At 73.7% G+C, this 26,475-nt stretch carries 17 protein-coding genes and 3 tRNA genes; 11 read left to right on the forward strand and 9 right to left on the reverse strand.

Annotation, left to right across the window (positions count from 1 at the left end):
* The first annotated feature begins 7 nt into the window (after nt 1–7).
* Together ACIQFU_RS00080 and ACIQFU_RS00085 are read left to right on the forward strand one after the other, a co-directional pair.
* Complete coding sequence (locus tag ACIQFU_RS00080) at nt 8–1,465, forward strand: acyl-CoA synthetase (RefSeq protein ID WP_402547766.1); 1,458 nt, start codon at nt 8–10, stop codon at nt 1,463–1,465.
* A complete protein-coding gene (locus ACIQFU_RS00085) occupies nt 1,458–2,834 on the forward strand; it encodes a carboxyl transferase domain-containing protein (RefSeq protein ID WP_402547768.1) in 1,377 nt (458 codons plus the stop codon). Before ACIQFU_RS00080 ends, ACIQFU_RS00085 begins: the two co-directional genes overlap by 8 nt.
* A 284-nt stretch (nt 2,835–3,118) precedes the next feature.
* Here ACIQFU_RS00085 and ACIQFU_RS00090 read toward each other — a convergent pair whose 3' ends face one another.
* Nucleotides 3,119–6,799 carry a S8 family serine peptidase gene (locus tag ACIQFU_RS00090; RefSeq protein ID WP_402547769.1) on the reverse strand — a complete coding sequence of 1,227 codons (3,681 nt, stop codon included), beginning with the start codon at nt 6,797–6,799 and terminating at the stop codon, nt 3,119–3,121.
* Between the two features lie 461 nt (nt 6,800–7,260).
* Between ACIQFU_RS00090 and ACIQFU_RS00095 the strand changes: the two genes are divergently transcribed.
* From ACIQFU_RS00095 to ACIQFU_RS00105, 3 genes are all read left to right on the forward strand, one after another.
* Nucleotides 7,261–8,367, forward strand: a complete 1,107-nt coding sequence (locus ACIQFU_RS00095) for a rod shape-determining protein (RefSeq protein WP_402547771.1) — start codon at nt 7,261–7,263, stop codon at nt 8,365–8,367.
* 70 nt (nt 8,368–8,437) lie between these two features.
* Complete coding sequence (locus ACIQFU_RS00100) at nt 8,438–9,862, forward strand: GAF domain-containing protein (RefSeq protein ID WP_402547772.1); 1,425 nt, start codon at nt 8,438–8,440, stop codon at nt 9,860–9,862.
* Nucleotides 9,863–9,929: 67 nt separating this feature from the next.
* A complete protein-coding gene (locus ACIQFU_RS00105) occupies nt 9,930–10,085 on the forward strand; it encodes a hypothetical protein (protein ID WP_402547774.1) in 156 nt (51 codons plus the stop codon).
* A 50-nt stretch (nt 10,086–10,135) separates the two neighbouring features.
* Here the strand turns inward: ACIQFU_RS00105 and ACIQFU_RS00110 are convergent.
* The 3 genes from ACIQFU_RS00110 to ACIQFU_RS00120 form a co-directional block, all read right to left on the reverse strand.
* Nucleotides 10,136–10,209, reverse strand: a tRNA-Ile gene (locus tag ACIQFU_RS00110).
* Nucleotides 10,210–10,407: 198 nt separating this feature from the next.
* A tRNA-Asn gene (locus tag ACIQFU_RS00115) sits at nt 10,408–10,480 on the reverse strand.
* A gap of 5 nt (nt 10,481–10,485) precedes the next feature.
* Nucleotides 10,486–10,558: transfer RNA gene (locus tag ACIQFU_RS00120), tRNA-Asn, on the reverse strand.
* Between the two features lie 149 nt (nt 10,559–10,707).
* Here ACIQFU_RS00120 and ACIQFU_RS00125 point away from each other — a divergent pair.
* From ACIQFU_RS00125 to ACIQFU_RS00140, 4 genes are all read left to right on the forward strand, one after another.
* Nucleotides 10,708–11,013: a YtxH domain-containing protein gene (locus tag ACIQFU_RS00125; protein ID WP_164410265.1), complete on the forward strand. Its 306-nt coding sequence runs from the start codon at nt 10,708–10,710 to the stop codon at nt 11,011–11,013.
* A gap of 44 nt (nt 11,014–11,057) precedes the next feature.
* Nucleotides 11,058–12,506 (forward strand): FGGY-family carbohydrate kinase, encoded by a 1,449-nt coding sequence (locus ACIQFU_RS00130; protein WP_402547776.1) that lies wholly within the window; start codon nt 11,058–11,060, stop codon nt 12,504–12,506.
* A 140-nt stretch (nt 12,507–12,646) separates the two neighbouring features.
* Nucleotides 12,647–14,380 carry an ABC transporter ATP-binding protein gene (locus ACIQFU_RS00135; protein ID WP_402547778.1) on the forward strand — a complete coding sequence of 578 codons (1,734 nt, stop codon included), beginning with the start codon at nt 12,647–12,649 and terminating at the stop codon, nt 14,378–14,380.
* Nucleotides 14,380–16,308, forward strand: a complete 1,929-nt coding sequence (locus ACIQFU_RS00140; protein WP_402547780.1) for an ABC transporter ATP-binding protein — start codon at nt 14,380–14,382, stop codon at nt 16,306–16,308. The genes ACIQFU_RS00135 and ACIQFU_RS00140 overlap by 1 nt, the downstream gene beginning before the upstream one ends.
* Before the next feature lie 77 nt (nt 16,309–16,385).
* Here ACIQFU_RS00140 and ACIQFU_RS00145 read toward each other — a convergent pair whose 3' ends face one another.
* The 5 genes from ACIQFU_RS00145 to ACIQFU_RS00165 form a co-directional block, all read right to left on the reverse strand.
* The gene (locus tag ACIQFU_RS00145; RefSeq protein ID WP_402547781.1) at nt 16,386–17,531 is read right to left on the reverse strand and encodes an RNA polymerase sigma factor; all 1,146 of its coding nucleotides are present in this window, start codon (nt 17,529–17,531) and stop codon (nt 16,386–16,388) included.
* A 141-nt stretch (nt 17,532–17,672) separates the two neighbouring features.
* Nucleotides 17,673–19,598, reverse strand: coding sequence for a DNA primase (dnaG, locus tag ACIQFU_RS00150; RefSeq protein ID WP_402547783.1), 1,926 nt, complete (start codon nt 19,596–19,598; stop codon nt 17,673–17,675).
* Nucleotides 19,599–19,627: 29 nt separating this feature from the next.
* Nucleotides 19,628–20,893: an NAD(P)/FAD-dependent oxidoreductase gene (locus ACIQFU_RS00155; protein ID WP_402547785.1), complete on the reverse strand. Its 1,266-nt coding sequence runs from the start codon at nt 20,891–20,893 to the stop codon at nt 19,628–19,630.
* Nucleotides 20,894–21,063: 170 nt separating this feature from the next.
* Nucleotides 21,064–22,338, reverse strand: coding sequence for a deoxyguanosinetriphosphate triphosphohydrolase (locus ACIQFU_RS00160; RefSeq protein ID WP_402547786.1), 1,275 nt, complete (start codon nt 22,336–22,338; stop codon nt 21,064–21,066).
* Between the two features lie 112 nt (nt 22,339–22,450).
* Nucleotides 22,451–23,227: a sirohydrochlorin chelatase gene (locus tag ACIQFU_RS00165; protein ID WP_402547787.1), complete on the reverse strand. Its 777-nt coding sequence runs from the start codon at nt 23,225–23,227 to the stop codon at nt 22,451–22,453.
* Between the two features lie 165 nt (nt 23,228–23,392).
* Here ACIQFU_RS00165 and ACIQFU_RS00170 point away from each other — a divergent pair, with 165 nt between their 5' ends.
* Both ACIQFU_RS00170 and ACIQFU_RS00175 read left to right on the forward strand, forming a co-directional pair.
* The gene (locus ACIQFU_RS00170) at nt 23,393–24,079 is read left to right on the forward strand and encodes a vancomycin high temperature exclusion protein (protein WP_402547788.1); all 687 of its coding nucleotides are present in this window, start codon (nt 23,393–23,395) and stop codon (nt 24,077–24,079) included.
* A 104-nt stretch (nt 24,080–24,183) separates the two neighbouring features.
* A complete protein-coding gene (locus tag ACIQFU_RS00175; protein ID WP_402547789.1) occupies nt 24,184–26,316 on the forward strand; it encodes a molybdopterin oxidoreductase family protein in 2,133 nt (710 codons plus the stop codon).
* The last annotated feature ends 159 nt before the right edge of the window (nt 26,317–26,475 follow it).

A 26,475-nucleotide genomic window follows, 5' to 3' on the forward strand; every position in this document is an offset into this window, starting at 1 on the left:
ACTTCGCGTGTCCTCTCTCTTCCCGGCCCTCTCCCCGGCCCCGACCGGCGCTCCGGGCGACCGGCCCGCGCTGCGGTTCGGCCAGCGCTCCCTGACCTACGCCGAACTCGCCGCGGCGGCGGGTGCCACGGCCGGGCGGATCGGCGGCGCCGGCCGGGTCGCGGTGTGGGCGACCCCGGCGATGGAGACCGCCGTCGCCGTGGTGGCCGCGCTGCTGGCCGGGGTCGCCGCCGTACCCCTCAACCCGAAGTCCGGCGACAAGGAGCTCGCGCACATCCTCTCCGACAGCGCGCCCTCCCTCGTCCTGGCGCCCCCGGGCGCCGGACTCCCGCCCGCCCTCGGCGCCCTGGAGCGCGTCGACGTGGACGTACGGGCACGCGGGACCGTCCCCGAGGACCGCGCCGGCGAAGGCGACCCGGCGCTCGTCGTCTACACCTCCGGCACCACGGGACCGCCCAAGGGTGCCGTCATCCCCCGGCGGGCGCTGGCGACGACTCTGGACGCGCTCGCCGACGCGTGGCAGTGGACCGGCGACGACGTCCTCGTACAGGGGCTGCCGCTGTTCCACGTGCACGGGCTCGTCCTCGGCGTCCTCGGCCCGCTGCGCCGCGGCGGGTCCGTGCGGCACCTGGGCAGGTTCTCCACCGAGGGCGCCGCGCGGGAGCTGAACGACGGCGCGACCATGCTGTTCGGCGTGCCGACGATGTACCACCGCATCGCCGAGACGCTCCCCGCCGACCCGGAGCTGACGAAGGCGCTGTCCGGGGCGAGGCTGCTGGTGTCGGGGTCGGCCGCGCTGCCGGTGCACGACCACGAGCGCATCGCCGCCGCGACCGGACGGCGGGTGATCGAGCGGTACGGCATGACGGAGACGCTGATGAACACCAGCGTGCGCGCCGACGGCGAGCCGCGCGCCGGGACGGTGGGCGTACCGCTGCCCGGCGTGGAGCTGCGGCTCGTGGAGGAGGACGGCACTCCGATCGCGGAGCCGGACGGGGAGAGCGTCGGCGAGATCCAGGTGCGCGGCCCGAACCTGTTCACCGAGTACCTCAACCGCCCCGACGCCACCGCCGCCGCCTTCACCGCGGACGGCTTCTTCCGCACCGGCGACATGGCGGTGCGCGACCCCGACGGCTACGTCCGCATCGTCGGCCGCAAGGCCACCGACCTGATCAAGAGCGGCGGTTACAAGATCGGCGCAGGGGAGATCGAGAACGCGCTGCTGGAGCACCCGGCGGTGCGGGAGGCCGCGGTCACCGGGGAGCCCGACCCGGACCTCGGGGAGCGGATCGTGGCCTGGATCGTGCCGGCCGACCCCGGCGCGCCGCCCGCCCTCGAGACGCTGGCCGACCACGTCGCGGGCCGGCTCGCCCCGCACAAGCGACCCCGTGTCGTCCGCCACCTCGACGCGCTGCCCCGCAACGACATGGGGAAGATCATGAAGCGGGCGCTGGACCGTGACTGAGCGCCTGACCGCACGGGAGTTCCTCGCCCTGGTCACCGACGACTCCACGTTCACCGAGCTCCCCCGCCCGGACGGCGCGTGGCCGCCCGACGGCCCCCTCGGCTGGCCCGGCTACGACGCCGCGCGGGCCCGCGCCGCCGAGCGCACCGGTGAGGAGGAGTCCGTGGTCTGCGGCACCGGCCGCGTCGAGGGCACGCCGGCGGTGCTCGTCTCCTTCGAGTTCGGCTTCCTCGGCGGCTCGCTGGGCCGCCGTACCGGCGACCGGCTGGAGGCGGCGTACGCGCACGCACGCGAACACCGGCTGCCCGTGGTGCCGTTGGTCGCCACCGGTGGCAGCCGGATGCAGGAGGGGATGCTCGCGCTGACCCAGTTGCAGCGGGCGGCCCGGCAGTCGGCGCTCACCCGGGCGGCCGGTCTTGCGCAGGTCGCGGTGGTGCGGGACCCGGCGACCGGGGGCGGCTGGGCGACGCTGGGCGCGGGCGCCGACGTGGTCCTCGCCCTGCCGGGCGCCCAGGTCGGCTTCGCCGGTTCGCGGGTCCGGCCCCCGGACGCCGACCCCGCCGCGTACACGGCCGAGGCGCAGGTGGCGGCGGGCAGCGCGGACGCGGTCGTACCGCCCGGGGAGCTGCGCGCGACGCTGGGGCGGTGGCTGCGGCTGCTGACGGCGCCGTCCGGCGATCCGGCGCCGGTCCCCGGGCCGCTGGGCGCGCGGGACCTGCCGGCCGACGGCTGGGACGCGGTACGGCGGGCCCGCGCCCCCGGACGCCCGCGCGCCGGGGCGTACCTGGACGCCTACTTCACCGACCGCGTCGCCCTGTCCGGCGACCGCTGCGGGGGCAGGGACCCGGAGGGCATGCTCTGCGGCTTCGGCACGCACGCGGGGCGCACGGTCGCGTACGCCGCCCAGACGGGGGCGGCGACCCGGCCGGCCGGGTACCGCACCGCGACCCGGCTGATCCTGCTCGCCGACCGGCTCGGCATCCCGGTGCTGACCCTGGTGGACACGCCGGGCGCGGCCAACGACGCGGCGGCGGAGCGGCAGGGGGTGGGCCCGGCGATCGCGGACCTGTTCGGCGCCGTGGCCTCGGTGCGCACGCCCCTCACCACACTGGTGATCGGCGAGGGCGGCTCGGGCGGTGCGCTGGCCCTGGCCGCGCCCGGCGCCACCTGGGCCACCCCGGACAGCTACTTCTCCGTCATCGCGCCGGAGCACGCGGCGGCGATCCTCAAGCGACCGCCGGAGGAGATCGAGACGACGGCCGGTCAACTGCGCCTGCGACCGCAGGACTTGGCCGAACTTGGCGTGATCCGAACAAGCGAGCAGTTGTTCCCTGGAACAGGTGATCGTCGCTCAGGAGAGCGCATGTGACTGCAGGGACCAACGACACTTACGGTGTGCGAGCGACGGGCTGCAGACCGTAGTCGCGCACATGTCCCAGTAGTCCCCAGTGGGTCCCGGCGAGTCCCGGCGGGTCCCGCACATGAACAGCGCAAGGAGCTGCACGATCATGAACCTTCTCACCGACATCCTCGCCGGCCTCGTCCACTTCGTCGGCTGGCTGGTCTGACGGTCCGAGAACCCAGGCGGCGCCGCCTCCCCGTCCCAGGGAGGCGGCGCCGTCCGCGTGCCGGCCCACGAAAACGCCCGCGGGCCTACCTCACGGCCACCGCCCGCACGATCTCCTGCGTGACCGAGCCGCCCCGGTCGTCGCGCGCGAAGGCCCGCAGCGAGACGTGCTCGGCGCCGCGCGGCACGCTCAGCGTCCCGTGCCAGGACGCCTTCCCGCCGCCGTCACCGCGCAGCCGGACCTGCTGCCAGGACATCCCTCCGTCGTACGACACCTCCAGCGTGCCGCCGCCGATCCTCCCGGTGTCCGGGGCGCCCGCCACGTACGCGGCGTCGAGGCCGACCCGCGGCTTCCCGCCGCCGCGCACCTTCCCCGCGAGGTCGGTGTCCACGTCGAAGGAGAGGTTGATGAGCGGCAGGTACGTCCACCGGTCCTGCGGTGTGGCCGCCGACCGGAAGGTCCACTCCGCGTGGCCCTCGCTCGCGAGCGGCCAGCGGGCCGCGTCGAGCGCGGTGTCGGTGACGAGCCTGTACGTGTGCTCGTCGGCGGGCGCGTCCCACACGTACGCGGCGGAGCTCGGCCCCCGGTCGGCCAGTTCGCCGTCCAGGTACACGGACGTGGTCTGCGACATGCCGCTGCCCTCGCTCCACACGTCGCCGAAGCCGGTGTGGTCGGGTCCCGAGTCGCCCCAGCCTGGCGCGTTGAACTGCAGCTGGTTCCCGGAGCGCTGCTGTCCCCAGCCGAGCCCGGTGCCGAGGTAGGGGTGCCACACCGGCTTGAACCAGTTCAGCTCGGCGCGCGAGCCTCCCCGGTAGCCGACCAGTCCGCCGCGTTCCTCCAGCGCCTCACCGGCGCTCGTGACGGTCTCGTGCCACCGCTGACCGGGCCCGGTGGACACGTACTCCGTGCGCTCGGCGGGGTAGTCGATCCGCTCCCGGAAACCGAGGCCGACCGGGAAGGTGTCGGTGATCGAGTACCGGAACTCGCCGCCGCTCGCCGGTGCGTCGCCGTGGTACTCGGTGTGCAGCACGGCGAGGTCGCGGCGGCCCGGCTCGTAGGTGAGGTCCCGGTCGGGCACGGCACCCGCGTGCCCCTCGGACAGGTCGTACACGTACGGCGTGTCGCGGGTGCCGGTCATGTCGGCCCGTCCGGCCGCGCGCAGCCGGCGGGCGTCGGCGGCGGAGACCGTGGCGATCTGCAGCGGCCGGTCGGCGTTGTCGTCCGTGCCCCACCAGGACATCAGCCGCCCGGGGGCGTCGTCGGTCACGAACAGCGCCCTGGCGCCCGCGTCCTGCGCCGCCTGCGCGAGCGCCGTCGGCTCGGTCCCGTCGGTCAGCTCGGCGAGGACCGCCTTGCCGCGTACGCGGTCCGGGAGGGGCCCGGCCCCGACGTCACCGACGTCGACCAGCGGCAGCCTGGTGCGGCCCTCGACGAGAGTCCCGCCGGACTGGACGGTGGCCTCGCCGACCCCCTTCACCTCCAGCAGCGGCTTGCCGAGCCGCCACACGGTCCGGTACTCGAAGCCTCCCTCGGTGACCTTCTGCGTCGGCGCGGCGAACACGCTGTCGTACGTCAGCGGCACCTGGACGGCGCCGAACAGGTCGGACCCGTTCGCGTCGCGGTCGTACTCCATGAGGAGCTGGCGGGTCTCGGTGCGCCTGGGGACGTCGGCGCTGATCTCGCGCAGCGCGCGGCCGTCCAGGGTGATCTCGCGGTCCCGGTCGACGACGACCTCGGGGGCGGCGAGGAAGCCCAGGCCGAGGGAGTCGGCGCCGTGGCTGCCGCGCACGTCCAGGAAGGAGGTCAGGCTGTACGTCCCGCGCGGGAGCCGCAGCTCCAGGGTGCCGGACTCCCCGACGTGCGCGGGGACGGGGTCGACGCCCTCGGTGAGCTGCTGGACGGTCAGGTCGGCGGGGACGGCGGCACCGGAGCGGTCCTTGACGCGCACGGTGAGCGTGTACCGCTCGTCCTCCTTGACCAGTCCGAACGCGGTGTGCGCGAGGGTCTTCCCGCTCGCGTCGGCCGCGACGATCTGCCCGCCGGTGGCGCCGACCGGCGCCTCGGACCCGTCGCCGGTGACGGTGGTGGAGGCGGTGCCGTGCGCGGGCACGGTGAGGGAGGTGTCGGCGAGGACGGCGACGCCCTCGGGGGCGCCCCGCACGGACAGGGTCAGCCCGACGTCCGCGTCGGTGTCGTTGGTGTACGTGAGCTTCCTGGTGACGGGCTCGTTGGACGCGTACGGCCAGGAGTGGAAGCCGAGGTCGGCACTGCCGGTCGCGGTGACCCCGGCGCCGACGGCGTCCGGCACGCCGACCCGGCCCGCCCCCAACTGGTAGACGGAGGCGTCCAGCTCCTTCGACGTGGACATCAGCGCGTCCTTGAGCCGCGCGCCGGTCCAGTCCGGGTGCTCCTCGGCGAGCAGGGCGGCCACGCCGGCGATGTGCGGCGTCGCCATCGACGTACCGTCCATGCTGGTGTAGTCGCCGCTGCCCTCGGTGAGCCGGGAGCGGGCGGCGAGGATGCCGACGCCCGGGGCCGACAGGTCGGGCTTGAGCGCGTTGTCTCCGTAGCGGGGCCCTGCGCTGGTGAACCAGGCCGCCCGGTCGGCGGAGTCGACCGCGCCCACGGTGAGGGCGGCGTCGGCCGCGCCGGGCGAGCCTATGGAGGAGGGGGCGCCGGTGTTGCCGGCCGCGACGACGAACAGGGCGCCGGTCTCGCGGGAGAGGGTGTCGACGGCCTCGGCCATCGGGTCGGTGCCGTCGCTGGGCTCGGTCGAGCCGAGGCTCATGGAGATCACGTCGGCGTCCACGTCCCGCGCGGCCCACTCCATGCCGGCGATGATCTCGGACTCGCTGCCGAAGCCCTCGTCGTCGAGGACCTTGCCGACGGCGAGCGTGGCACCGGGCGCGACCCCCTTCTGCTTGCCGTCCGAGGCGGCTCCGCTGCCGCCCACGGTGGAGGTGACGTGGGTTCCGTGGCCGTTGCGGTCGGCGACCTCCTCGCCGGGAATGAAGCTCCTGCTCTGCGCGATCCGCCCCGCGAGGTCGGGGTGCCCGGCGTCCACGCCGCTGTCCAGCACGGCCACGGTGACGCCCTTGCCGGTCAGACCGGCCTCCCAGGCCTCCGGCGTGCCGATCTGCGCGTTGGACTCGGCCATGGCGGCGCCGACCCGCCCGTCGAGCCACACGCCGTCGATGCCGGCATCGCGCCGGGTGAACTCCCGCCAGAAGTCCCGCCCCTTGCCGGCCTCGACGGCGGCGCCGCGCACGCTGGGCAGCGCCCGGGTCCGCTCGGTGCCCCTCGGGGTGGCGGCCCGCGCGCCCTTGCCGTAGGTCACGATCAGCGGCAGCTCCCCGGTCTCGGTGTCGGCGAGCCCCTGCTCCAGCAGCCCACCGACGTCGAAGAGCCGTTCGTCGAGGCTGCCGTCGCGCAGGTACGGCAGGGCCTCGTCCGGTACGACGACGGTCCGGCGGCCGGAGCGGCGCGTGTGCACGGCACCGGTGGCACCCTCGGGCCGGTCCACCGTGACGGTCTTGCGGCCGCCGCCGAGCTCGGTGACGGTCACCCGGTCGCCGGTGACGAGGGTGACGGTGCGCGCCGTGTCGGCCGCCGGGTCCGTGCGAGGGGTGTCGCGGGCGGCGACGGCCCGGGTGCGCGCGGGGTCCGGGGGCGGGTCCTGCGCCGCCGCCGTCCCGGCCGGCAGCAGCGCGATCACGAGCCCCGCCGACAGGAGGGTCGCCCCACGTCTGACTGGTCCTGTGCTCATCCACGTCTCTCTTCGTGTCGTCGTAGAGTGCAGTGACGAGTGCTGTGAGCAGTCTCAGGGGCCTTGTGGGGCAAGGGAGTTGACCGGAGGCGGCGGGTAGACGCCCTGGCGGGTTCCCGCCAGTGGCACGGGGGTCCGGCGACCGGAGGCGGGACGCGTCCCGGGCCGGCGACCGGACCTCGACCCACCCGGACGGCCTGCGTGCCCGATCGGCCGGCTCCGGCGAGACTCCAGCCGGCCGGGGTCCGGCAGCGGAATGGGATCGGGCCGCACGGGACCGGGAAGCGGTCGCCGGGCCGCGCGGCTCTTCCCGCCGGTGCCCGGCCGGCACACCCCCCGTTCAGCCGCCCCCCGCCCGGCCCCCTCCAGCAGGCGCCCGCCCGCGCAGCCGCGCACGATCGGTGCTAAGAGGCCGGCCACCGGGCGGCCCCGCACGGTCCGCGCTCTCGGGAGGATTCGCCATGACCGCCAGTACCGCCAGCACCGCAAGTCTGGAGGCGCTGCGCCGCTGCCACTTCGCCGTCGACCTGGGCGCGGCGCGGACCCGCGTGTACGTGAAGGGGGCCGGGCTCGTCGTCGACCAGCCGTCCGCCGCGGCCGTCAACACCCGCACGGGCGCTCTGATCGCGGTCGGCGAGTTCGCGGAGAAGATGACCGGCCGCACCCCCGGCTACATCCGTGTCGTGCGGCCCGTCTCCGGTGGCACGGTCGTCGACATCGAGATGGCCCAGCGCATGCTGCGGCACCTGCTCGGCGACCGGATCCGCCGCACCCTGCGCCGCAAGCCCCGGCTGCGGGCCGCCGTGTGCACCCCGCACGACGCGGACCCGCTGTCCCAGCGCGCGGCGATCGAGACGCTGGTCGGGCTGGGCGCGCGCCGGGTGGAGCTCGTCGACACCCTCATCGCGGCGGCGGTCGGCTGCGGGCTGCCCGTGGAGCGGCCCGAGGCCACCATGATCATGGTGTGCGGGGCGCACGCCACGCAGGTCGCGGTGCTCTCCCTCGGCTCGATCGTGACCGCCGAGCGCATCCCGGTGGGCGGCGAGGCAGTGGACCACGCGATCGTGCAGCTGCTGCGCCACCAGCACGAGCTGGTGCTGCCCAGCCAGTCCGTACGCCCGCTGCAGCTCGCCCTGTCCGGCAACGGCCTGACCCCGCAGGGGCCGGCGTCCACCGAGATCCACGGGCGGGACGTGGCGACGGGGCTGGCCCGCAGTGTGCGGGTGGACACCGCCACGGTGCGCAACGCCATCCAGACGCCGCTGACGGCCGTGCTCGACGGCATCGGCAAGGTGCTGCGGGACTGCCCGCCGGACCTGGTCGCGGACCTCGCCGACCGCGGGATCATGATGGTCGGCGGCAGCGCGCTGCTGCCGGGCTTCGACCAGATGCTGCGTCAGGCCACCGGTATGCCGGTGCACATCGCGGAGCGGCCCGACGTGTGCGCGGTCCAGGGCCTCGGCAGCATGCTGGAGGGCCGGGTCGAGCCGCTCGTCCTGCACCCGACCACCTCGGACGCCGGCCCGGGATCCGGCCCCGGTCCCGACTCCGGTACCGGCTCCGACTGATCCGGCGCCGGACGGCCGAGGGGGCGGGACACCCGGAGGGGGACGGCAGGAAACCGAGGAAGCCCCACGCATGACCGCGCAGCCCGCGCCCCGACTGTCCCGTCTCCTCGAAGCGCTCGCGGGCGTCGGCACCGACCTCGATCTGCGCAGTGTGCTGCAGCGCATCGTGGACGGTGCCGCCGACCTGACCGGCGCCCACCGCGCGGCCCTGGTGGTCACCGATCCGGGCGAGGGCGGCCTCGCCGAGTTCCGCGCCCCGCACCCGGGCCCCGTGCCGGATTCGGCGCCCCGGCTGCGGGTGCCGATCCACGTGCGGGACGAGGAGTTCGGCGAGCTGCGCCTGGCCGGGCGGCCCGGGGCAGGTCCGTTCACCGTCGAGGACGAGCAGCTGCTGCGGGTCCTGGCCGTGCAGGCCGGTGTCTCGATCGGCAACGCCCGGCTGTACGAGACGGCCCGGCAGCGGGAGCGCTGGATCGAGGGTGCCGCGGCCGTCACCACCGCGCTGCTCACCGAGGAGGGCGCGGACGACGCGCTGACCACGGTGGCGGAACGGGCCCGGCTGCTCGCCGCCGCCTCCGCGGGTGTCATCCTGCACCCGACCGCCGAGGGCGGCATGGAGATCGTGACCGCCTCGACCCCCGAGGACCCTGACGGCATGGTCGGTGCGACCATCACGCCGGGCAGCCCGGTGCTGGAACAGCTTCTGGGCGGCGAACCGGTGTTCATCGACGACTCGGCGACCGACCCTCGCATGACGACCCACGTACGGCACCGGTTCGGGCCGAGCATGATGCTGCCCCTGCAGGCGAGCGGCCGGCTGATCGGCACCCTCGCCCTGCCCCGCCGCCGCGGCGGACGCCCCTACACGGACGTGGAACGGCTGCTCGCGACGCAGTTCGCCTCGCAGGCGGCGCTCGCCCTGGTGCTGGCCGACGCCCGGCGCGGCCGGGAGCGGCTCGCGGTCTACGAGGACCGCGACCGCATCGCCCGTGACCTGCACGACCTGGTGGTGCAGCGGCTGTTCGCCACCGGCATGATGCTGGAGTCCACCGAGCGCCGCCCCGGAGCCGACGACGTCCGCGACATCCTCGGCCGGGCGGTGGACGAGCTGCGCTCCACGGTCCAGGAGGTCCGCACCACCATCTTCGCGCTGCAGCAGCCACCGGCCGAACCGCCTGCCGGCCTGCGCGTGCGAGTACTGCGCGAGACCGCGTCGGCCGCCGCCCGGCTCGGTGCCGCGCCCTCCACTCACTTCCGGGGCGCCGTCGACACCCGGGTGCCCGACCGAGTCGCCGACCGCCTCCTCGCCGCCCTGAGCGAGGCCCTGGCGGACGTGTCCGCGCGCCCGGGCGTCACCCGCGTCGAGGTCGCCGTCGAGACGCCCGCCCCGTCGGCCGGGGGCCGGGAGGGCGTACGCCTGAGGGTCACCGCCGACGGCGAGGGCGACGGAGACGGGGGACGGGGCACGACGGTCACCTGGTGGGCACCGCTGTAACGGATGGTGGCGGCCTCCCGGACGGGGTACCCGTCCCGCGACCCGCCCGGCAGGAGGAGGTACCACGATGAGCGAACCGACCCCGTCCCAGGCCGAGGGCGAACGCGACGACGAGCCCGACACCCCCGACGTGGGGCACAGCACGCCCTCGCAGGCGGAGGGCGAACGCGACGACGACATCGAGAGCACCGGGGAGGGGCCGGAGGGCCGGGAACAGGCCTGACCGGTTTCGCGCACGCCGCAGGAGAACGTTCCTGCGGCGAAGTGCTTGAGTGGGGCGGGTGGGACTCGAACCCACGGCCGACGGATTATGAGTCCGCTGCTCTAACCGGCTGAGCTACCGCCCCAAAGCGGCGTGTCGCGTACATGTGTGCGCGCCGTCTGCCGCAGCATAGCCGCTCATACGATCTCCTGCCTCGGCTGGTCGGCTTCCACGGCTGCCTTCCTGACCTTGAGGACTCCGCAGCGTGCCGCGTGGTTCCCGGGATGTGAGAACACCTCACGGGCACATGAAAAAGGACCCCGGAGGGTCCTCGTTCACCGCGCTCCCCCGACTGGACTCGAACCAGTAACCTGCCGGTTAACAGCCGGCTGCTCTGCCAATTGAGCTACGGAGGACCGAGCTCCCCGGACTGGACTCGAACCAGTAACCTGCCGGTTAACAGCCGGCTGCTCTGCCAATTGAGCTACCGAGGAAGGTCTCGTGTCGCATCGAACGTGTCGGCCTGGGTATTCGCCAGGGGGCGCGCGCTCGCTGCGACACATACATTAGCGCAAGCAGGGGGGTGCTCCGCCAATCGGTACTCTCCAGCACCCCGGAGCCAGTGAAGAGAAGGGTGGCCGCCATGCGTTACCGGCTCACGTTCGTCGTCGGACTAGCGGTGGGTTACGTGCTCGGCACGAAGGCCGGGCGGGAGCGATACGAGCAGTTGCGGAAGTCCGCGCAGCAGGTCGCGCAGAACCCGGCCGTGCGCAACACCGCGGAGTCCGCCGCCCAGCAGGGCAGGCACTTCGCCGACAAGGCGTACCACGTGGTGAGCGACAAGGTCGGTGACCGGATGCCCGACTCGGTGGCCCACCGGGTCCGCTCGCTGCGGGAGCGCGGTACGAACGGCAGCGGTCCGGACGACTGGGGCACCAGCAACACCTGAGGTCCCGGTACGGCCACCGCGGCCGGTGCGGCAGAATTTCGGGTATGGGGATAGTCGCCGGGTTGGACAGTTCGCCCGATTTCACTCGTATCGTCGTCTGCGATTCGGACACGGGTGCCGTGCTGCGTCAGGGCTACGCGCCGCACCCGCTGGAGAGCCCCGAGGGCGGAGGCCGGCCCGCGGACGTCGATCCGCAGGCCTGGCTGCTGTCCCTCGGGGAGGCGGCCGGCGGCGGACTCCTCGAGGGCGTGCAGGCCATCGGCGTGTCGGCGCAGGCCAACTCGGTCGTGCCGCTGGACACGCAGGGCAATACGGTGCGGCCCGCCATGGTCGGCGGCGACAAGCGCTCGCAGGTCGCGGCGGCCGACCTGATCGACGCGCTCGGCGGCCGCGAGGCCTGGGCGCAGGCCGTGGGCTCGGTGCCGCAGACCGCGCAGCCGGTGACGAAGCTGCGCTGGCTGGCGCGGAGCGAGCCGGAGGCCGCCGCGCGCACCGCCGTACTGCTCCAGGCCCACGACTGGCTGGTGTGGCAGCTGCTCGGGCGGCCGGTGCGGCGGACCACCGACCGGGGCGGGGCCTCGGGCACCGGGTACTGGTCGGCGGCGACCGGCGGTTACCGGTCCGACCTGGTCGAGCTGGCGCTCGGGCACCAGGCGGTGCTGCCGGAGGTGATCGGCCCGGCCGACGCGGCCGGTACGACGCCGGAGGGGCTGCTGATCTCCGCCGGGACCGGCGAGACCCAGGCCGCCGCCTTCGGGCTGGGGATCGGCCTCGGCGACGCGGTGGTGTCGCTTGGCGCCTCCGGTTCCGTGATGGCCGTGCACACCGAGCCGCTCGTCGACCAGTCCGGGATGATCACCGCCCTGGCGGACGCCACCGGCATGCACCTGCCGGTGGTCACCACGCTGAACGCCGTACGGGTCCTGCGCGGCGCCGCCGAACTGCTCGGCGTGCCTGACCTGGAGAGCCTGTCCGAGCTGGCGATGAAGTCGACGCCCGGCTCGCACGGGCTGGTGCTGCTCCCCTATCTGGAGGGCGAGCGGACGCCGAACCTGCCGCACACCGCGGGGACGCTCGCCGGCCTCAGGCGCGAGTCGATGAGGGCGGAGCACCTGGCGCGGGCCGCGTTCGAGGGCATGCTGTGCGGTCTCGCCGACGCCCTGGACGTGCTGCGATTCCGTGGCGTGGACGTACGGCGGGTCTTCCTGCTGGGCGCGGCGGCCGAACTGCCGGCCGTGCAGGCGGCGGCGCCGGCGCTGTTCGGCACGCAGGTCGTCGTGCCGCAGCCTGCGGACTACGCGGCGATCGGCTCGGCCCGGCAGGCGGCCTGGGCGCTGGGCGTCTCCCAGGGCACGCTGGACCCGCGCACTCCCCCGGCCTGGCAGGGCGCGGTGGCGCAGGTCCTCGAACCGGGCGAGGAGCTGGCGGTGGGGCAGGCGGTGCGCCAGCAGTTCGTGTCGGTGCGCGAGCAGACGCACCCGGGCGCGTTGTGATGCCGGGGGCTTACCGCCCGTAGGCCGGAATTTGCCGCGCTCTTGGGTTAATCGGTTGAGGTAACGCGGGTGGAGTGTTCGACGATAGGGGCCAGGGGCAACCAACCGCGGCCCCTGTCGCCGACTCCGAGAGACTCAGTGTGCTCATACGACTACTACGGACCTATCTCAGGCCGTACCAGAAACCCATCGCCCTGCTGGTGGCGCTGCAGTTCCTGCAGACCTGCGCCTCCCTGTACCTGCCGACCCTGAACGCGGACATCATCGACGACGGCGTGGTGAAGGGTGACTCGGGCTACATCCTGAGCTACGGCGCCCTGATGATCGGCATCTCGCTGGCCCAGGTCGTCTGCAACATCGGTGCCGTCTACTACGGGGCGCGCACCGCCGCCGCCCTCGGCCGGGACGTGCGCGGTGCCGTCTTCGACCGGGTGCAGTCCTTCTCGGCGCGCGAGGTGGGCCACTTCGGCGCGCCCTCGCTGATCACGCGGACCACCAACGACGTGCAGCAGGTCCAGATGCTGGCCCTGATGACGTTCACGCTGATGGTGTCGGCGCCGATCATGTGCGTGGGCGGCATCGTGATGGCGCTCGGCCTGGACGTGCCGCTGTCCGGCGTGCTGCTCGGGGTCGTGCCGGTGCTGGCGGTCTGCGTCACGCTGATCGTGCGGAAGCTGCGCCCGCTGTTCCGGAAGATGCAGGTGCGCCTGGACACGGTGAACCGGGTGCTGCGCGAGCAGATCACCGGCAACCGCGTCATCCGCGCCTTCGTGCGCGACGAGTACGAGCAGCAGCGCTTCCGGAAGGCGAACACCGAGCTGACCGAGGTGTCCCTCGGCACCGGCAACCTGCTGGCGCTGATGTTCCCGGTGGTCATGACGGTGGTGAACCTGTCGTCGATCGCGGTGGTCTGGTTCGGCGCCCACCGGATCGACAGCGGCGGGATGCAGATCGGCGACCTGACCGCGTTCCTCGCCTACCTCATGCAGATCGTCATGTCCGTGATGATGGCCACCTTCATGTTCATGATGGTGCCGCGCGCCGAGGTCTGCGCCGAGCGCATCCAGGACGTCCTGGGGACGGAGAGCAGCGTGGTGCCGCCGGCGGCGCCGGTCACCGAGCTGCGCCGGCACGGGCACCTGGAGATCCGGGAGGCGGGCTTCCGCTACCCCGGCGCCGAGGAGGCGGTGCTCAGGAACATCGCCCTGGTGGCCAAGCCGGGCGAGACGACCGCCGTCATCGGCTCGACCGGCAGCGGCAAGTCGACCCTGCTGGGGCTGGTCCCCCGCCTCTTCGACGCCACCGAGGGCGAGGTGCTGGTCAACGGGGTGGACGTGCGCACCGTCGACCCGAAGACGCTGGCCAAGGTGGTGAGCCTGGTGCCGCAGAAGCCGTACCTGTTCGCGGGGACCGTCGCGACCAATCTGCGCTACGGCAATCCGGACGCCACCGACGAGGAGCTGTGGCACGCGCTGGCGGTGGCGCAGGCCAAGGAGTTCGTCTCCGAGCTGGAGGGCGGGCTCGACGCGCCGATCGCGCAGGGCGGCACCAACGTGTCGGGCGGTCAGCGCCAGCGGCTCGCGATCGCGCGGACGCTGGTCCAGCGCCCGGAGATCTACCTCTTCGACGACTCCTTCTCCGCCCTCGACTACGCCACCGACGCGGCGCTGCGGGCGGAGCTGGCCCAGGAGACCGCCGAGGCGACCGTGGTGATCGTGGCGCAGCGGGTGGCGACCATCCGGGACGCTGACCGGATCGTCGTACTGGACGAGGGCCGGGTGGTCGGCGTGGGCCGGCACCACGAGCTGATGGCGGACAACGAGACCTACCGGGAGATCGTGCTCTCCCAGCTGACGGAAGCGGAGGCTGCCTGATGGCAGGGCCTGCGGGTCGCATGATGGCCGGGGGCGGCCCCGACCAGCGATCGATGGACTTCAAGGGGTCGAGCAAGCGGCTCGTCGCGCAGTTCCGGCCGGAGCGGGCGACGCTGTTCACGCTGCTGACGTGCGTGGTCGTCAGCGTCGGCCTCAACGTGGTCGGGCCGAAGATCCTCGGCCGGGCCACCGACCTGGTCTTCGCCGGCATCGTCGGGCGGGACATGCCGTCCGGGGCCACGAAGGAGCAGGTCCTGGAGTCGATGCGCGAGCGCGGCGACGGCAACGTCGCCGACATGCTCCGCAGCACGGACTTCACCCCCGGGCAGGGCATCGACTTCGGCGCGGTCGGCGAGGTGCTGCTGCTCGCGCTGGGGACGTTCGCGGTGGCCGGGCTGCTGATGGCGGTGGCCACGCGGCTGGTGAACCGGACGGTGAACCGGACGATGTTCCGGCTGCGCGAGGACGTGCAGACGAAGCTGTCCCGGCTGCCGCTGTCGTACTTCGACAGGCGCCAGCGCGGCGAGGTGCTCAGCCGCGCCACCAACGACATCGACAACATCGGGCAGACGCTCCAGCAGTCGATGGGCCAGCTGATCAACTCACTGCTCACCATCATCGGCGTGCTGGCGGTGATGTTCTGGGTCTCCTGGATCCTCGCGCTGGTCGCCCTGGTGACGGTGCCGCTGTCGTTCGTGGTGGCCACGCGCGTCGGCAAGCGGTCGCAGCCGCAGTTCGTGCAGCAGTGGCGCTCCACGGGGCAGCTGAACGCGCACATCGAGGAGATGTACACCGGCCATGCGCTGGTCAAGGTGTTCGGGCGGCAGGAGGAGTCGGCGAAGCAGTTCGCCGAGCAGAACGACGCGCTGTACGAGGCCGGGTTCAAGGCGCAGTTCAACAGCGGCATCATGCAGCCGCTGATGATGTGCGTGTCCAACCTCAACTACGTGCTGGTCGCGGTGGTCGGCGGGCTGCGGGTGGCCTCGGGCCAGCTGTCCATCGGCGACGTGCAGGCCTTCATCCAGTACTCCCGGCAGTTCTCGATGCCGCTGACGCAGGTCGCGTCGATGGCGAACCTGGTGCAGTCGGGCGTGGCCTCGGCGGAGCGGATCTTCGAGCTGCTCGACGCCGAGGAGCAGTCGGCGGACCCGCTCCCGGGCACCCGGCCCGAGGACCTGCGCGGGCGGGTGGAGCTGGAGCACGTGTCCTTCCGCTACGACCCGGAGAAGCCGCTGATCGAGGAGCTGTCGCTGAAGGTGGAGCCGGGGCACACGGTCGCCATCGTCGGACCGACGGGGGCCGGCAAGACGACGCTGGTCAACCTGCTGATGCGGTTCTACGAGGTGTCCGGCGGGCGGATCACCCTGGACGGCGTCGACATAGCGAAGATGTCCCGGGACGAGCTGCGGGCCGGTATCGGCATGGTGCTCCAGGACACCTGGCTGTTCGGCGGCACCATCGCGGAGAACATCGCGTACGGCGCCTCGCGGGAGGTCACCCGCGGGGAGATCGAGGAGGCCGCGCGGGCCGCGCACGCCGACCGGTTCGTACGGACGCTGCCCGACGGCTACGACACGGTGATCGACGACGAGGGCACGGGGGTGAGCGCGGGTGAGAAGCAGCTGATCACCATCGCGCGGGCGTTCCTGTCCGACCCGGTGATCCTGGTGCTCGACGAGGCGACGTCGTCCGTGGACACGCGCACGGAGGTGCTGATCCAGAAGGCGATGGCGAAGCTGGCGCACGGGCGGACGTCGTTCGTGATCGCGCATCGGCTGTCGACGATTCGGGACGCGGACACGATTCTGGTGATGGAGGACGGGGCGATCGTGGAGCAGGGGGCGCACTCCGAGTTGCTCGCTGCGGATGGCGCGTACGCGCGGTTGTACAAGGCGCAGTTCGCGGAGGCGGTGGCCGAGGTGGGGTGAGGGGTTGCCCGGCGTCGGGGTGCCGCTGCGCCCACCCGTGCCGCCCCAGCGGCACGACTGCCCGCAGCTACGGGCGGTCAGTCCAAATAGCCCCTCAGCTGGTCCGCGTATGCGTGGTCGCGGAGTTTGTTGAGGGTTTTGGATTCGATCTGGCGGATGCGTTCGCGGGTGACGCCAAAAAGTCGGCCTATCTCCTCCAGGGTGCGGGGGCGGCCGTCGACCAGGCCGTAGCGGAGCTGGACGACCTTGCGTTCGCGTTCGCCGAGGGTGGAGAGCACCGCGTCCAGGTGCTGGCGCAGCAGCAGGAACGCGGCCGACTCGACGGGGCTGGCCGCGTCGCCGTCCTCTATGAGGTCGCCGAGGGCGACGTCCTCCTCCTCGCCGACCGGGGCGTACAGCGACACCGGCTCCTGGGCCAGGCGCAGCACCTCGCCGACGCGCTCGGCGGGCAGGTCCAGGTGGGCGGCGACCTCCTGCGGGGTCGGCTCGTAGCCGCGTTCCTGGAGCATGCGGCGCTGGACGCGGACCACGCGGTTGATCAGCTCCACGACGTGGACGGGGACGCGGATGGTGCGGGCCTGGTCGGCCAGGGCGCGGGACATGGCCTGGCGGATCCACCAGGTGGCGTAGGTGGAGAACTTGTAGCCGCGGGCGTAGTCGAACTTCTCGACCGCCCGGATCAGCCCCAGGTTCCCCTCCTGGACCAGGTCGAGCATGGTCAGCCCGCGCCCGACGTACCGCTTGGCCACCGACACCACGAGCCGCAGGTTGGCCTCGATCAGACGGCGCTTGGCGAGGCGGCCCATGACGACGAGCCGGTCGAGGTCGAGGGCGAGGCGGTCGTCCAGGCCGGGGGTGCGCCGCAGCTTCTCCTCCGCGAACAGGCCTGCCTCCACCCGCCGGGCGAGGTCGACCTCCTCGGCCGCCGAGAGCAGCGGGATCCGGCCGATCTCCCGCAGGTACTGCCGGAACAGGTCGGAGGAGGGGCCGCCGGACTCCGTACGGGTGGGCGGCGGCGGTTCGGCGGGCTCGGGCGCGTCCGCGGGGACGCCGGGGTGGTGCACGGCCGCCACGGCACCGGGCTGCGCGGGCATCGCGACGAGCAGGCCGCGCTCGGTGTCGGTCTGGGTGAGGGTCTGGGTCTGCACGGGGGCGACCTCCAGGATGGACGCGGCCGGCGGGGGCCGGCGGCGGTACGACGGGGGCGGAGCCGGCTCGCTCACCGCCGTCCGCCTCGCACGCGTGCACTCGGGTACCGCCCCCAGTGTGGGGTACGACACATCACCGCCACGAGGGGCGTGCGGTGACTTTTTGCGTCCGGTCCGTGACCGACGGGTTACCCGCGGGTGTTCCGGGGGTCTCTGCTAGAGCGCGGCGGCGCCGTGTTCGCGCAGGTTCTGGTCGTACTGCTGGAGGATCCACAGCTCGTTCTGCACGGCGGCCAGTTCGGCGGGATCGCCGTGGCCGGAGAGGCGGGTGAGGCGGCCGGTGATGTCGCGGATGCGGCGCTCCACGGCGCGGCGGCGGACGGTGACCAGCTGGGCGCCCGCGTAGACCTCGTCGACGCCCTTCACGCCGCGGTGCAGCATGATCGCCTCGACCGCGAGTTCGGTGACCATGGCGCGGACGGCGTCGTCGGGGGCGGCCTCGCGGACCCGGACCAGGTAGTCCTGCGGATCCTGGACGCCGAACTCGGCACCGCCCGCCTCCAGGATCGCCTCGCGCACGGCGGCGTAGGGCGGGGCGGTGAACTCGTCGACGCCGTACGCGTCGAAGGCCGGGGAGACCAGCTCGGGGCACTGGAGGGCGAGCTTGAGCAGCTCGCGTTCGGTGGCGAAGACCGGGTTGCGCAGGTTGAGGGCGGGGCCGCGGGGGGCCGCCGTCGTGGGCCCGGCCGGCTGCTGCGGGGCGCCGCCGCGCTGCCGCTGGTCGGGGGCGGGGCCCTTGCCGCCGCGGTCGCGGGCCCAGCGGGCCAGCTGCGCGATCCGCTTGACCACGAACTGGGTGTCGAGGATGCCGAGCATCCCGGCGAGCTGCACGGCGACCTCGTGCTGGGCGCCGCTGTTCTTGATCCGGGCGACGACGGGGGCGGCCTCGTCGAGGGCCGAGGCGCGGCCCGCCGGGGTGTCCAGGTCGTAGCGGGCGACGATCTGGCGCAGGGCGAACTCGAAGAGCGGGGTGCGCGGCTCCACCAGGTCGGCGACCGCGTCGTCGCCCTTGGCCAGGCGCAGGTCGCAGGGGTCCATGCCGTCGGGGGCGATGGCGATGTAGGTCTCGGCGGCGAACTTCTGGTCATCCTCGAAGGCGCGCAGGGCCGCCTTCTGGCCGGCCGCGTCGCCGTCGAAGGTGAAGATCACGCGGGCCGAGCCGTTGTCCATCAGCAGCCGGCGCAGGATCTTGATGTGGTCGCCGCCGAAGGCGGTGCCGCAGGTGGCGATGGCGGTGGTGACGCCCGCGAGATGGCAGGCCATGACGTCCGTGTAGCCCTCGACGACCACCGCGCGGGAGGCCTTCGCGATGTCCTTCTTGGCGAGGTCGATGCCGTAGAGGACCTGGGACTTCTTGTAGATCGCCGTCTCGGGGGTGTTCAGGTACTTCGGGCCGTTGTCCGCCTCGTAGAGCTTGCGGGCGCCGAAGCCGACGACGTCGCCGCCGATGTCGCGGATGGGCCACATCAGCCGGCCGCGGAAGCGGTCGATGGGGCCGCGGCGGCCCTCCTGGGAGAGACCGGAGAGCAGCAGCTCCTTGTCGCTGAAGCCCTTGCCGCGCAGGAAGCGGGTGAGGTGGTCCCAGCCCTGGGGGCTGTAGCCGACGCCGAAGTGCTCGGCGGCGGCCTGGTCGAAGCCGCGCTCCGCGAGGAAGGCTCGGCCGGTGTCCGCCTCGGGGCCGGTCGCGAGCTGCTCCGCGTACCACTGGGCCGCGATCTTGTGGGCCTCGACCAGGCGGATGCGCTCGCCGCGCTGGTGGGAGGGGTTGTACCCGCCCTCCTCGTAGCGCAGGGTGATGCCGGCCTGGCCGGCCAGGCGCTCGACCGCCTCCGAGAAGGTGAGGTGGTCGATCTTCATCACGAACGTGATGGTGTCGCCGCCCTCCTGGCAGCCGAAGCAGTGGAAGAACCCCTTGCTCGGACTGACCTGGAAGGACGGCGACTTCTCGTCGTGGAAGGGGCACAGCCCCTTCAGGTTGCCACCGCCCGCGCCCCGCAGCTGGAGGTACTCCGAGACGACGGCGTCGATCGGGACCGCGTCCCGTACCGCCTTCACGTCCTCGTCGTTGATCCGTCCTGCCACGCGTGAAGTCTACGGGGACGGTACGACAGCTATGCGACGAGGCTTTCCAGCGATACGTGCGGGTCGGCCAGCGCCTCCGTGTCCACCCGGGCCTTGGAGCGGATCAGCCGCTGGATCGGCTCCGTGACGTCCCACACGTTGACGTTCATCCCGGCCAGCACCCGGCCGTCCCTGACCCAGAAGGCGATGAACTCGCGCTTCGCCGCGTCCCCGCGGATCACCACCTGGTCGTAGGACCCGGCGGGCGCCCAGCCGGAGTACTCCATGCCGAGGTCGTACTGGTCGGTGAAGAAGTAGGGCACGCGGTCGTGGGCGAGGCCCTTGCCGAGCATCGCGCGGGCGGCGGCCGGGCCGCCGTTGAGGGCGTTGGCCCAGTGCTCCACCCGCAGGCTGGTGCCGTAGAGGGCGTGGTGGAAGGAGGCGACGTCACCGGCGGCGTAGACGTCGGGGTCGGACGTGCGCAGGTTCTCGTCGACGACGATGCCGCCGCCGTGGGCGCGGTCGGCGATCTCCAGGCCGGCGGCCTGGGCGAGCGCGGTGCGCGGGGCGGCGCCGATCGCGGCGAGCACGTCGTGCGCCGGGTGCTCCTCGCCGTCGTCGGTGCGGGCAGCCAGCACCATGCCGTCCTGGCCGACGATCTCGGTCAGTTTCACGCCGAACCGGAAGCGGACGCCGTGCGCCTCGTGCAGTTCGGCGAAGACGGCGCCCAGCTCGGGACCGAGCACGCCGTGCAGCGGGGTCGGGGAGGGCTCGATGACGGTGACCTCCGCCCCGTACTCGCGGGCCGCGGCCGCCACCTCCAGGCCGATCCAGCCCGCGCCGGCGACCACGAGGTGGCCGTTGTCCCGGCCGAGGGAGCCGAGGACGCCCTTGAGGCGCTCGGCGTGGGCCAGGCGGCGCAGGTGGTGGACGCCCGCCAGGTCGGTGCCGGGGACGTCGAGGCGGCGGGGCTCGGCGCCGGTGGCGATCAGCAGCTTGTCGTACCTGACGTGGGTGCCGTCGTCGCCGTAGTGGACGGTCTTGGCGGCGCGGTCGATCGCGACGACGGTCTGGCCGAGGTGCAGCTCGATGTCGTGCTGGGCGTACCAGGCGGGCTCGTGCACGAAGACGCTGTCGCGTTCCTCCTTGCCGAGGAGGTAGCCCTTGGACAGCGGCGGGCGCTCGTAGGGGTGGTCGCGTTCGTCGCTGATGAGGATCACCCGGCCGGTGAAGCCCTCCGTACGGAGCGTCTCGGCCGCCTTCGCGCCCGCCAGGCCGCCTCCGACGATGACGAATGTCTGATCCGCGTCGACCACTTGTCTGCCTCCTCGTCAGGGTGCCGCCACATGCGAGCGTCCCGCACGTGGCGTGGTGCGGGAAGGGGGAAGGACCCGTTCAGGCCACGACCTGTCGCGTTCCGACCGCCCGAGTACCGCGTTTCGGGCGCACGGGACACCGCCGGGTCACACCCGTCCCGCCGCCAGTGTCATGGATGCCCCGTCAGACGGGCGTGAAGCGAGCGGGCCGAGGTGTCGGTGAGGGAGGCGATCTGGTCGACGATCACCCGTTTGCGCGCCCGGTCGCCGTCGGCCGCGTCGAACAGGGCGCGGAACTGGGGGTCGAGTCCGTCCGGTGCGCGGGCGGTCAGGGCCTCGGCCAGCTCCGCGACGACGATCCGCTGGTCGGCGCGGAGCCGCTCCTGCTCGGTGCGCTGCATGACATACCGGACGGCGACGGCCTTGAGGACGGCGCACTCCATACGGGTCTCGCGCGGCACGACCAGCTCCGCGGTGTACCGGGTGAGCCGGCCGCTCCCGTACGCGGCCCGGGTGGCGGCCTCGGCGGCCAGGCAGAAGCGGCCGATGAGCTGGCTGGTGGCGTCCTTCAGCCGGGCCTGGGCGACCGCCGAGCCGTCGTAGCCGTGCGGCCACCAGTCCTGGGCGAGGAGCCGGTCGAGGGCGGCGGCCAGCTCGGCGTGGTCGGTGCCGGCGGGGACGTAGCGTCCGACGGCCGCGTCGAACACCGCCTCGCGCTCGGGGTCGGCGAGCAGGCAGTTCGGGTCGATGTGGCCGGCGTGCAGGCCGTCCTCGACGTCGTGCACGGAGTACGCCACGTCGTCGGCCCAGTCCATGACCTGGGCCTCGAAGCAGGTGCGGGCGCCGGGGGCGTCCTTGCGGAGCCATTCGAAGACGGGCCGGTCGTCGTCGTACACGCCGAACTTGGGCGAGAGGGGGTCGGTGGGGTGGGCGCCGCGCGGCCAGGGGTACTTGGTCGCGGCGTCGAGCGTGGCGCGGGTGAGGTTGAGGCCGACGGAGCCGTCCTCGGTGAACCGCTTGGGCTCGATGCGGGTGAGGAGCCTGAGTGACTGGGCGTTGCCCTCGAAGCCGCCGCAGTCCTCGGCGAACGCGTTGAGCGCCTGCTCGCCGTTGTGCCCGAAGGGCGGGTGGCCCAGGTCGTGTGCGAGGCAGGCCGCCTCGACGAGGTCGGGGTCGCAGCCGAGGGCGGCGCCCAGCTCGCGGCCGACCTGGGCGCACTCCAGGGAGTGCGTGAGGCGGGTGCGGGGGCTGGCGTCCCAGACCGGGCTGCCCTCCCCCGGCGCGACGACCTGCGTCTTCCCGGCGAGGCGGCGCAGCGCGGCGGAATGCAGGATGCGGGCGCGGTCGCGCTGGAAGGCGGTGCGGCCGGGGCGTTTGTCCGGTTCGGGGGCGTAGCGGGCGGCTGACGCCGGGTCGTAGGGGGGTGCGGTGCGGGTGCCTTCCATGTCATGAACAGTAAGGGGAAGGTGTGACAGTTGGGGGCCTACTCGTCTGCCGGGTTCGGTAGTCGTGCGGCCGCGGGCCGTCCGTGGCTTGTCGCGCAGTTCCCCGCGCCCCTTAGGGGGTTGCTAGCGCCCTGCGTTTCATGGCGCCGTCCGTCATCAGCGTTTCGTCGTAGCGGTGGAGCAGTAGGTGGGCCATCGACGGGTGGGTGCCCAAGGGGGCCGAGGTGATCCACGGGGCCGCTGCCGCGCACTGGGCCGCGAAGCGGCCCGGGGCCGTGAAGCAGGAGGCGAGGGCGACGCGGCGGTGGCCCCGGGCCGTCAGGGTGCGGATGGCCTCCGGGACCGTCGGGGTCGCCGCCGAGGCGTACCCGGGGACGACCGGGACGCCGAGGCGGGCGGCGAGGAGCGCTGCCGTGCGGGCGGTGTCCGCGCGGGACTCCGGGTCCCGGGAGCCCGCCGAGGCGAGGACGACGGCGTGTTCCGGACCCGGCTGGGTGGGCCAGCCGGCCTCCGTGAGGCGGGCGTGCAGGGCGTCCACCAGGAGGGGGTGCGGGCCGAGCGGGGCGGCCACGCGGGTGCGGGCCGGGGAGACCGCGGCCATCTCCGGGATGTCCCGCTTGACGTGGTGGCCGCGGCCGAGCAGGAGCGGGACGAGGACCGCCGCCCCGTCGCCGAGCGCGGCGAGCGTGTCCGGCAGCAGGGGCTCGTTCAGCTCGATGTGGCCGAGGCGCACCGGCAGGGCGGGACGCAGGACGCGGACCCGGCCGAGCAGGGACCGTACGGTGCCCGCGGCGCGCGGGTCGCGGCTGCCGTGGGCGACGACGACCAGGGCGGGCGCCCTGCCGGTGGCCGCCGTGTTCCTGTCGCTCGTCACTGTCGTCGCCGTCATGCACCGAGGGTGGCCGCCGGACGTTGCCTCCCCGTTGCGTGGGTGTCACGGGGATTTTCGGTCGGTTCACACGGCGGCGGGCCGTCCGTGTGAGCGGGCGGCGAACCGGACGGCCCGCGCGGGCGTCCCAGGTGGCAGGAACCGACCGGGGAGGGAACCGCCCGCATGCGCCGCCCGAGACTTCGCAGACCGCACCTGCCGCGCACCCGCAGGGGGCGGCGGCGGCTGGTGCAGGCGGTGATGGCCGGGTGTGTGCTGGCGCTGCTGCCGAGCGCGTGGCTGCACGCCGTGACGGACGACCGGCTGCGTACCGTCGCCGACGTGCCGCGCACCGAGGTCGCCGTCGTCTTCGGCGCCGGGCTGTGGGACGGGGAGCCGTCGCCGTACCTCGCGCACCGGCTGGACGCGGCGGCGGAGCTGTACCGGGCGGGGCGGATCGAGGTGGTGCTGGTGACCGGGGACAACAGCCGCGAGGAGTACGACGAGCCGGACGCCATGCGCGCCTACCTCGTCCGCCGCGGCGTGCCCGACGGGCGGATCGTCGGCGACTACGCGGGCTTCGACACCTGGGACTCCTGCGTCCGGGCAAAGAAGATCTTCGGCGTCGACCGGGCCGTGCTGATCAGCCAGGGCTTCCACATCCGGCGGGCGGTGGCCCTGTGCCAGGAGGCGGGGGTGGCGTCGTACGGCGTCGGGGTCGACGACAAGCACGACGTGACCTGGTACTACGGGGGCGCTCGGGAGGTCCTGGCGGCGGGCAAGGCGGCGCTGGACGCGGTCTTCGAGCCGGACCCGCACTTCCTCGGGCCGAAGGAGCCGGGGGTGGCGCGGGCCCTGGCCGGCGCCGGGTGACGCCTCCCTCACGGTGGCCCCACCGGGGGCGGAGAGGCCGCCGCCCCCGCGGCGTAACAGGGCGCCGCCCGGTCGCGTAACACGTCGGCCGCAGGCTGGGCGGCATGCAGAACACCGGCACGCGGAGCCCCGCCGTCACCCCCACGCACTGCCCGTACTGCGCCCTGCAGTGCGGGATGAACCTGACGCCCGTCGAGGGCGGGTCCGTCGAGGTGTCCGAGCGGACGGACTTCCCGGTGAACCGGGGCGCGCTGTGCGGCAAGGGGCGTACGGCGGCGCAGGTGCTCGCGCCGGGGGCGCGGCTGACCACGCCGCTGGTGCGGTCGGACGGCGGCGCGCTGGTACCGGCCGGCTGGGCGGAGGCGCTGGACCGGATCGCCGGGAACCTGGAGCGCACGCGGGCGGAGCACGGGGCGGACGCGCTCGGCGTCTTCGGCGGGGGCGGGCTGACCAACGAGAAGGCGTACGCGCTGGGCAAGTTCGCCCGGGTGGTCCTCGGCACCTCGCAGATCGACTACAACGGGCGGTTCTGCATGTCGTCGGCCGCGGCGGCCGGGACCAGGGCCTTCGGGCTCGACCGGGGCCTGCCGTTCCCGCTGGAGGACATCCCGAGGACCGGGTGCGTGATCCTCGTCGGGTCGAACCCGGCCGAGACGATGCCGCCGTCCCTGCGCTACTTCACCGAACTGCGGGACAACGGCGGCACGCTGATCGTCGTCGATCCGCGCCGGACGCGGACCGCCGAGCAGGCCGACCTGCATCTCGCCCCCCGGCCCGGCACCGACCTCGCGCTCGCGCTGGGCCTGCTGCACCTCGTGGTCGCCGAGGGGCGGGTCGACGAGGCGTACGTCGAGGAGCGCACGTCCGGCTGGGAGGCGGCGCGGGCGGCGGCGATGGCGCACTGGCCGGAGTACGTGGAGCGGATCACGGGGGTGTCCGTCCCCGAACTGCGGGAGGCGGTGCGGCTGTTCTGCGCGCCCGAGGCGGCGATGGTGCTGACCGCGCGCGGGCCCGAACAGCAGACCAAGGGCACGGACACGGTGGGCGCGTGGATCAACCTGTGCCTGGCGACCGGGCGGGCCGGGCGGCCCCGGTCCGGGTACGGCTGCCTGACCGGGCAGGGCAACGGGCAGGGCGGACGCGAACACGGGCAGAAGGCCGACCAGTTGCCGGGGTACCGCAAGCTGACCGACCCCGCGGCGCGGCGGCACGTGGCCGGGGTGTGGGGCGTGGACCCCGACTCGCTGCCGGGGCCGGGGCGCAGCGCGTACGAGCTGCTGGACGCGCTGGGGACCGACATCAGGTCGCTGCTGGTGATGGGCTCCAACCCGGTCGTCTCCGCGCCCCGTGCCGCGCACGTCGAGGAGCGGCTGCGGTCGCTGGACTTCCTGGCGGTGTGCGACGTGGTGCTCTCCGAGACGGCGGAACTGGCGGACGTGGTACTGCCGGTGACGCAGTGGGCGGAGGAGACGGGGACCACGACGAACCTGGAGGGCCGGGTGCTGCTGCGGCGGCGCGCGCTCACGCCGCCGGACGGGGTGCGCGGCGACCTGGAGGTGCTGCACGGGCTGGCCGGTCGGCTCGGCGTGGAGAAGGGTTTCCCGGTCGACCCCGAGGAGGTCTTCGAGGAGCTGCGGCGGGCGAGCGCGGGCGGCCCGGCGGACTACTCCGGGATCGACTACCGGCGGCTGGTGCGGGAGAACGGCCTGTTCTGGCCGTGCCCGGCGCCCCCCGCGGACGACGGCACCACCGAGGGCACCGGCACCGTGCCCCACCCGGGCACCCCCCGCCTCTTCCTCGGCCGCTTCGCCACCGACGACGGCCGGGCCCGCTTCGTGCCCGTCGCGCACCGTCCGAGCGCGGAGGAGCCGGACGAGGAGTACCCGGTGCTGCTGACCACGGGGCGGGTGGTGGCGCAGTACCAGTCCGGGGCGCAGACCCGGCGGGTGGCCGAGCTGAACGCCGCCGCGCCCGGCCCCTTCGTGGAGCTGCACCCGCGGCTGGCGGCGCGGCTGGGCGCGGCCGAGGGCGATCCGCTGGCGGTCGTGTCCCGGCGCGGGCGGGCGGTGGCGCCGGCCCGGATCACCACCGGCATCCGTCCCGACACCGTGTTCATGCCCTTCCACTGGCCGGGCGAGGGCCGCGCCAACACCCTGACCAACCCGGCCCTGGACCCGGCCTCGCGGATGCCGGAGTTCAAGGTGTGCGCGGTGCGGGTGGAGCGGGCGGCGCGGTAGCCGTCGGCGCAGGACCGTCCGGTTCCCGCCCTCGACGCGGCGGACGCGCGCCCGGCCGAAGAGCGGAAGTCGCGCGGTGTCCACAGAGGGTCGTTCTCTCCGCCCATGACTCCCGCGATCTTCACGGGAGCCCCTATGGACACGGCATGTCATGGACTT

The organism is Streptomyces sp. NPDC093065 (assembly GCF_044754585.1).
Lineage (GTDB): Bacteria > Actinomycetota > Actinomycetes > Streptomycetales > Streptomycetaceae > Streptomyces.

What these genes read in the sequence shown, in the direction of transcription:
- ACIQFU_RS00130 (WP_402547776.1), top strand. Translation starts at nt 11,058, where the DNA reads ATGGGGATAGTCGCCGGGTTGGACAGTTCGCCCGATTTCACTCGTATC.
- ACIQFU_RS00170 (WP_402547788.1), top strand. Translation starts at nt 23,393, where the DNA reads ATGCGCCGCCCGAGACTTCGCAGACCGCACCTGCCGCGCACCCGCAGG.
- ACIQFU_RS00105 (WP_402547774.1), top strand. Translation starts at nt 9,930, where the DNA reads ATGAGCGAACCGACCCCGTCCCAGGCCGAGGGCGAACGCGACGACGAG.
- ACIQFU_RS00165 (WP_402547787.1), bottom strand. Translation starts at nt 23,227, where the DNA reads ATGACGGCGACGACAGTGACGAGCGACAGGAACACGGCGGCCACCGGC.
- ACIQFU_RS00175 (WP_402547789.1), top strand. Translation starts at nt 24,184, where the DNA reads ATGCAGAACACCGGCACGCGGAGCCCCGCCGTCACCCCCACGCACTGC.
- ACIQFU_RS00100 (WP_402547772.1), top strand. Translation starts at nt 8,438, where the DNA reads ATGACCGCGCAGCCCGCGCCCCGACTGTCCCGTCTCCTCGAAGCGCTC.
- ACIQFU_RS00095 (WP_402547771.1), top strand. Translation starts at nt 7,261, where the DNA reads ATGACCGCCAGTACCGCCAGCACCGCAAGTCTGGAGGCGCTGCGCCGC.
- ACIQFU_RS00160 (WP_402547786.1), bottom strand. Translation starts at nt 22,338, where the DNA reads ATGGAAGGCACCCGCACCGCACCCCCCTACGACCCGGCGTCAGCCGCC.
- ACIQFU_RS00125 (WP_164410265.1), top strand. Translation starts at nt 10,708, where the DNA reads ATGCGTTACCGGCTCACGTTCGTCGTCGGACTAGCGGTGGGTTACGTG.
- ACIQFU_RS00090 (WP_402547769.1), bottom strand. Translation starts at nt 6,799, where the DNA reads ATGAGCACAGGACCAGTCAGACGTGGGGCGACCCTCCTGTCGGCGGGG.
- ACIQFU_RS00140 (WP_402547780.1), top strand. Translation starts at nt 14,380, where the DNA reads ATGGCAGGGCCTGCGGGTCGCATGATGGCCGGGGGCGGCCCCGACCAG.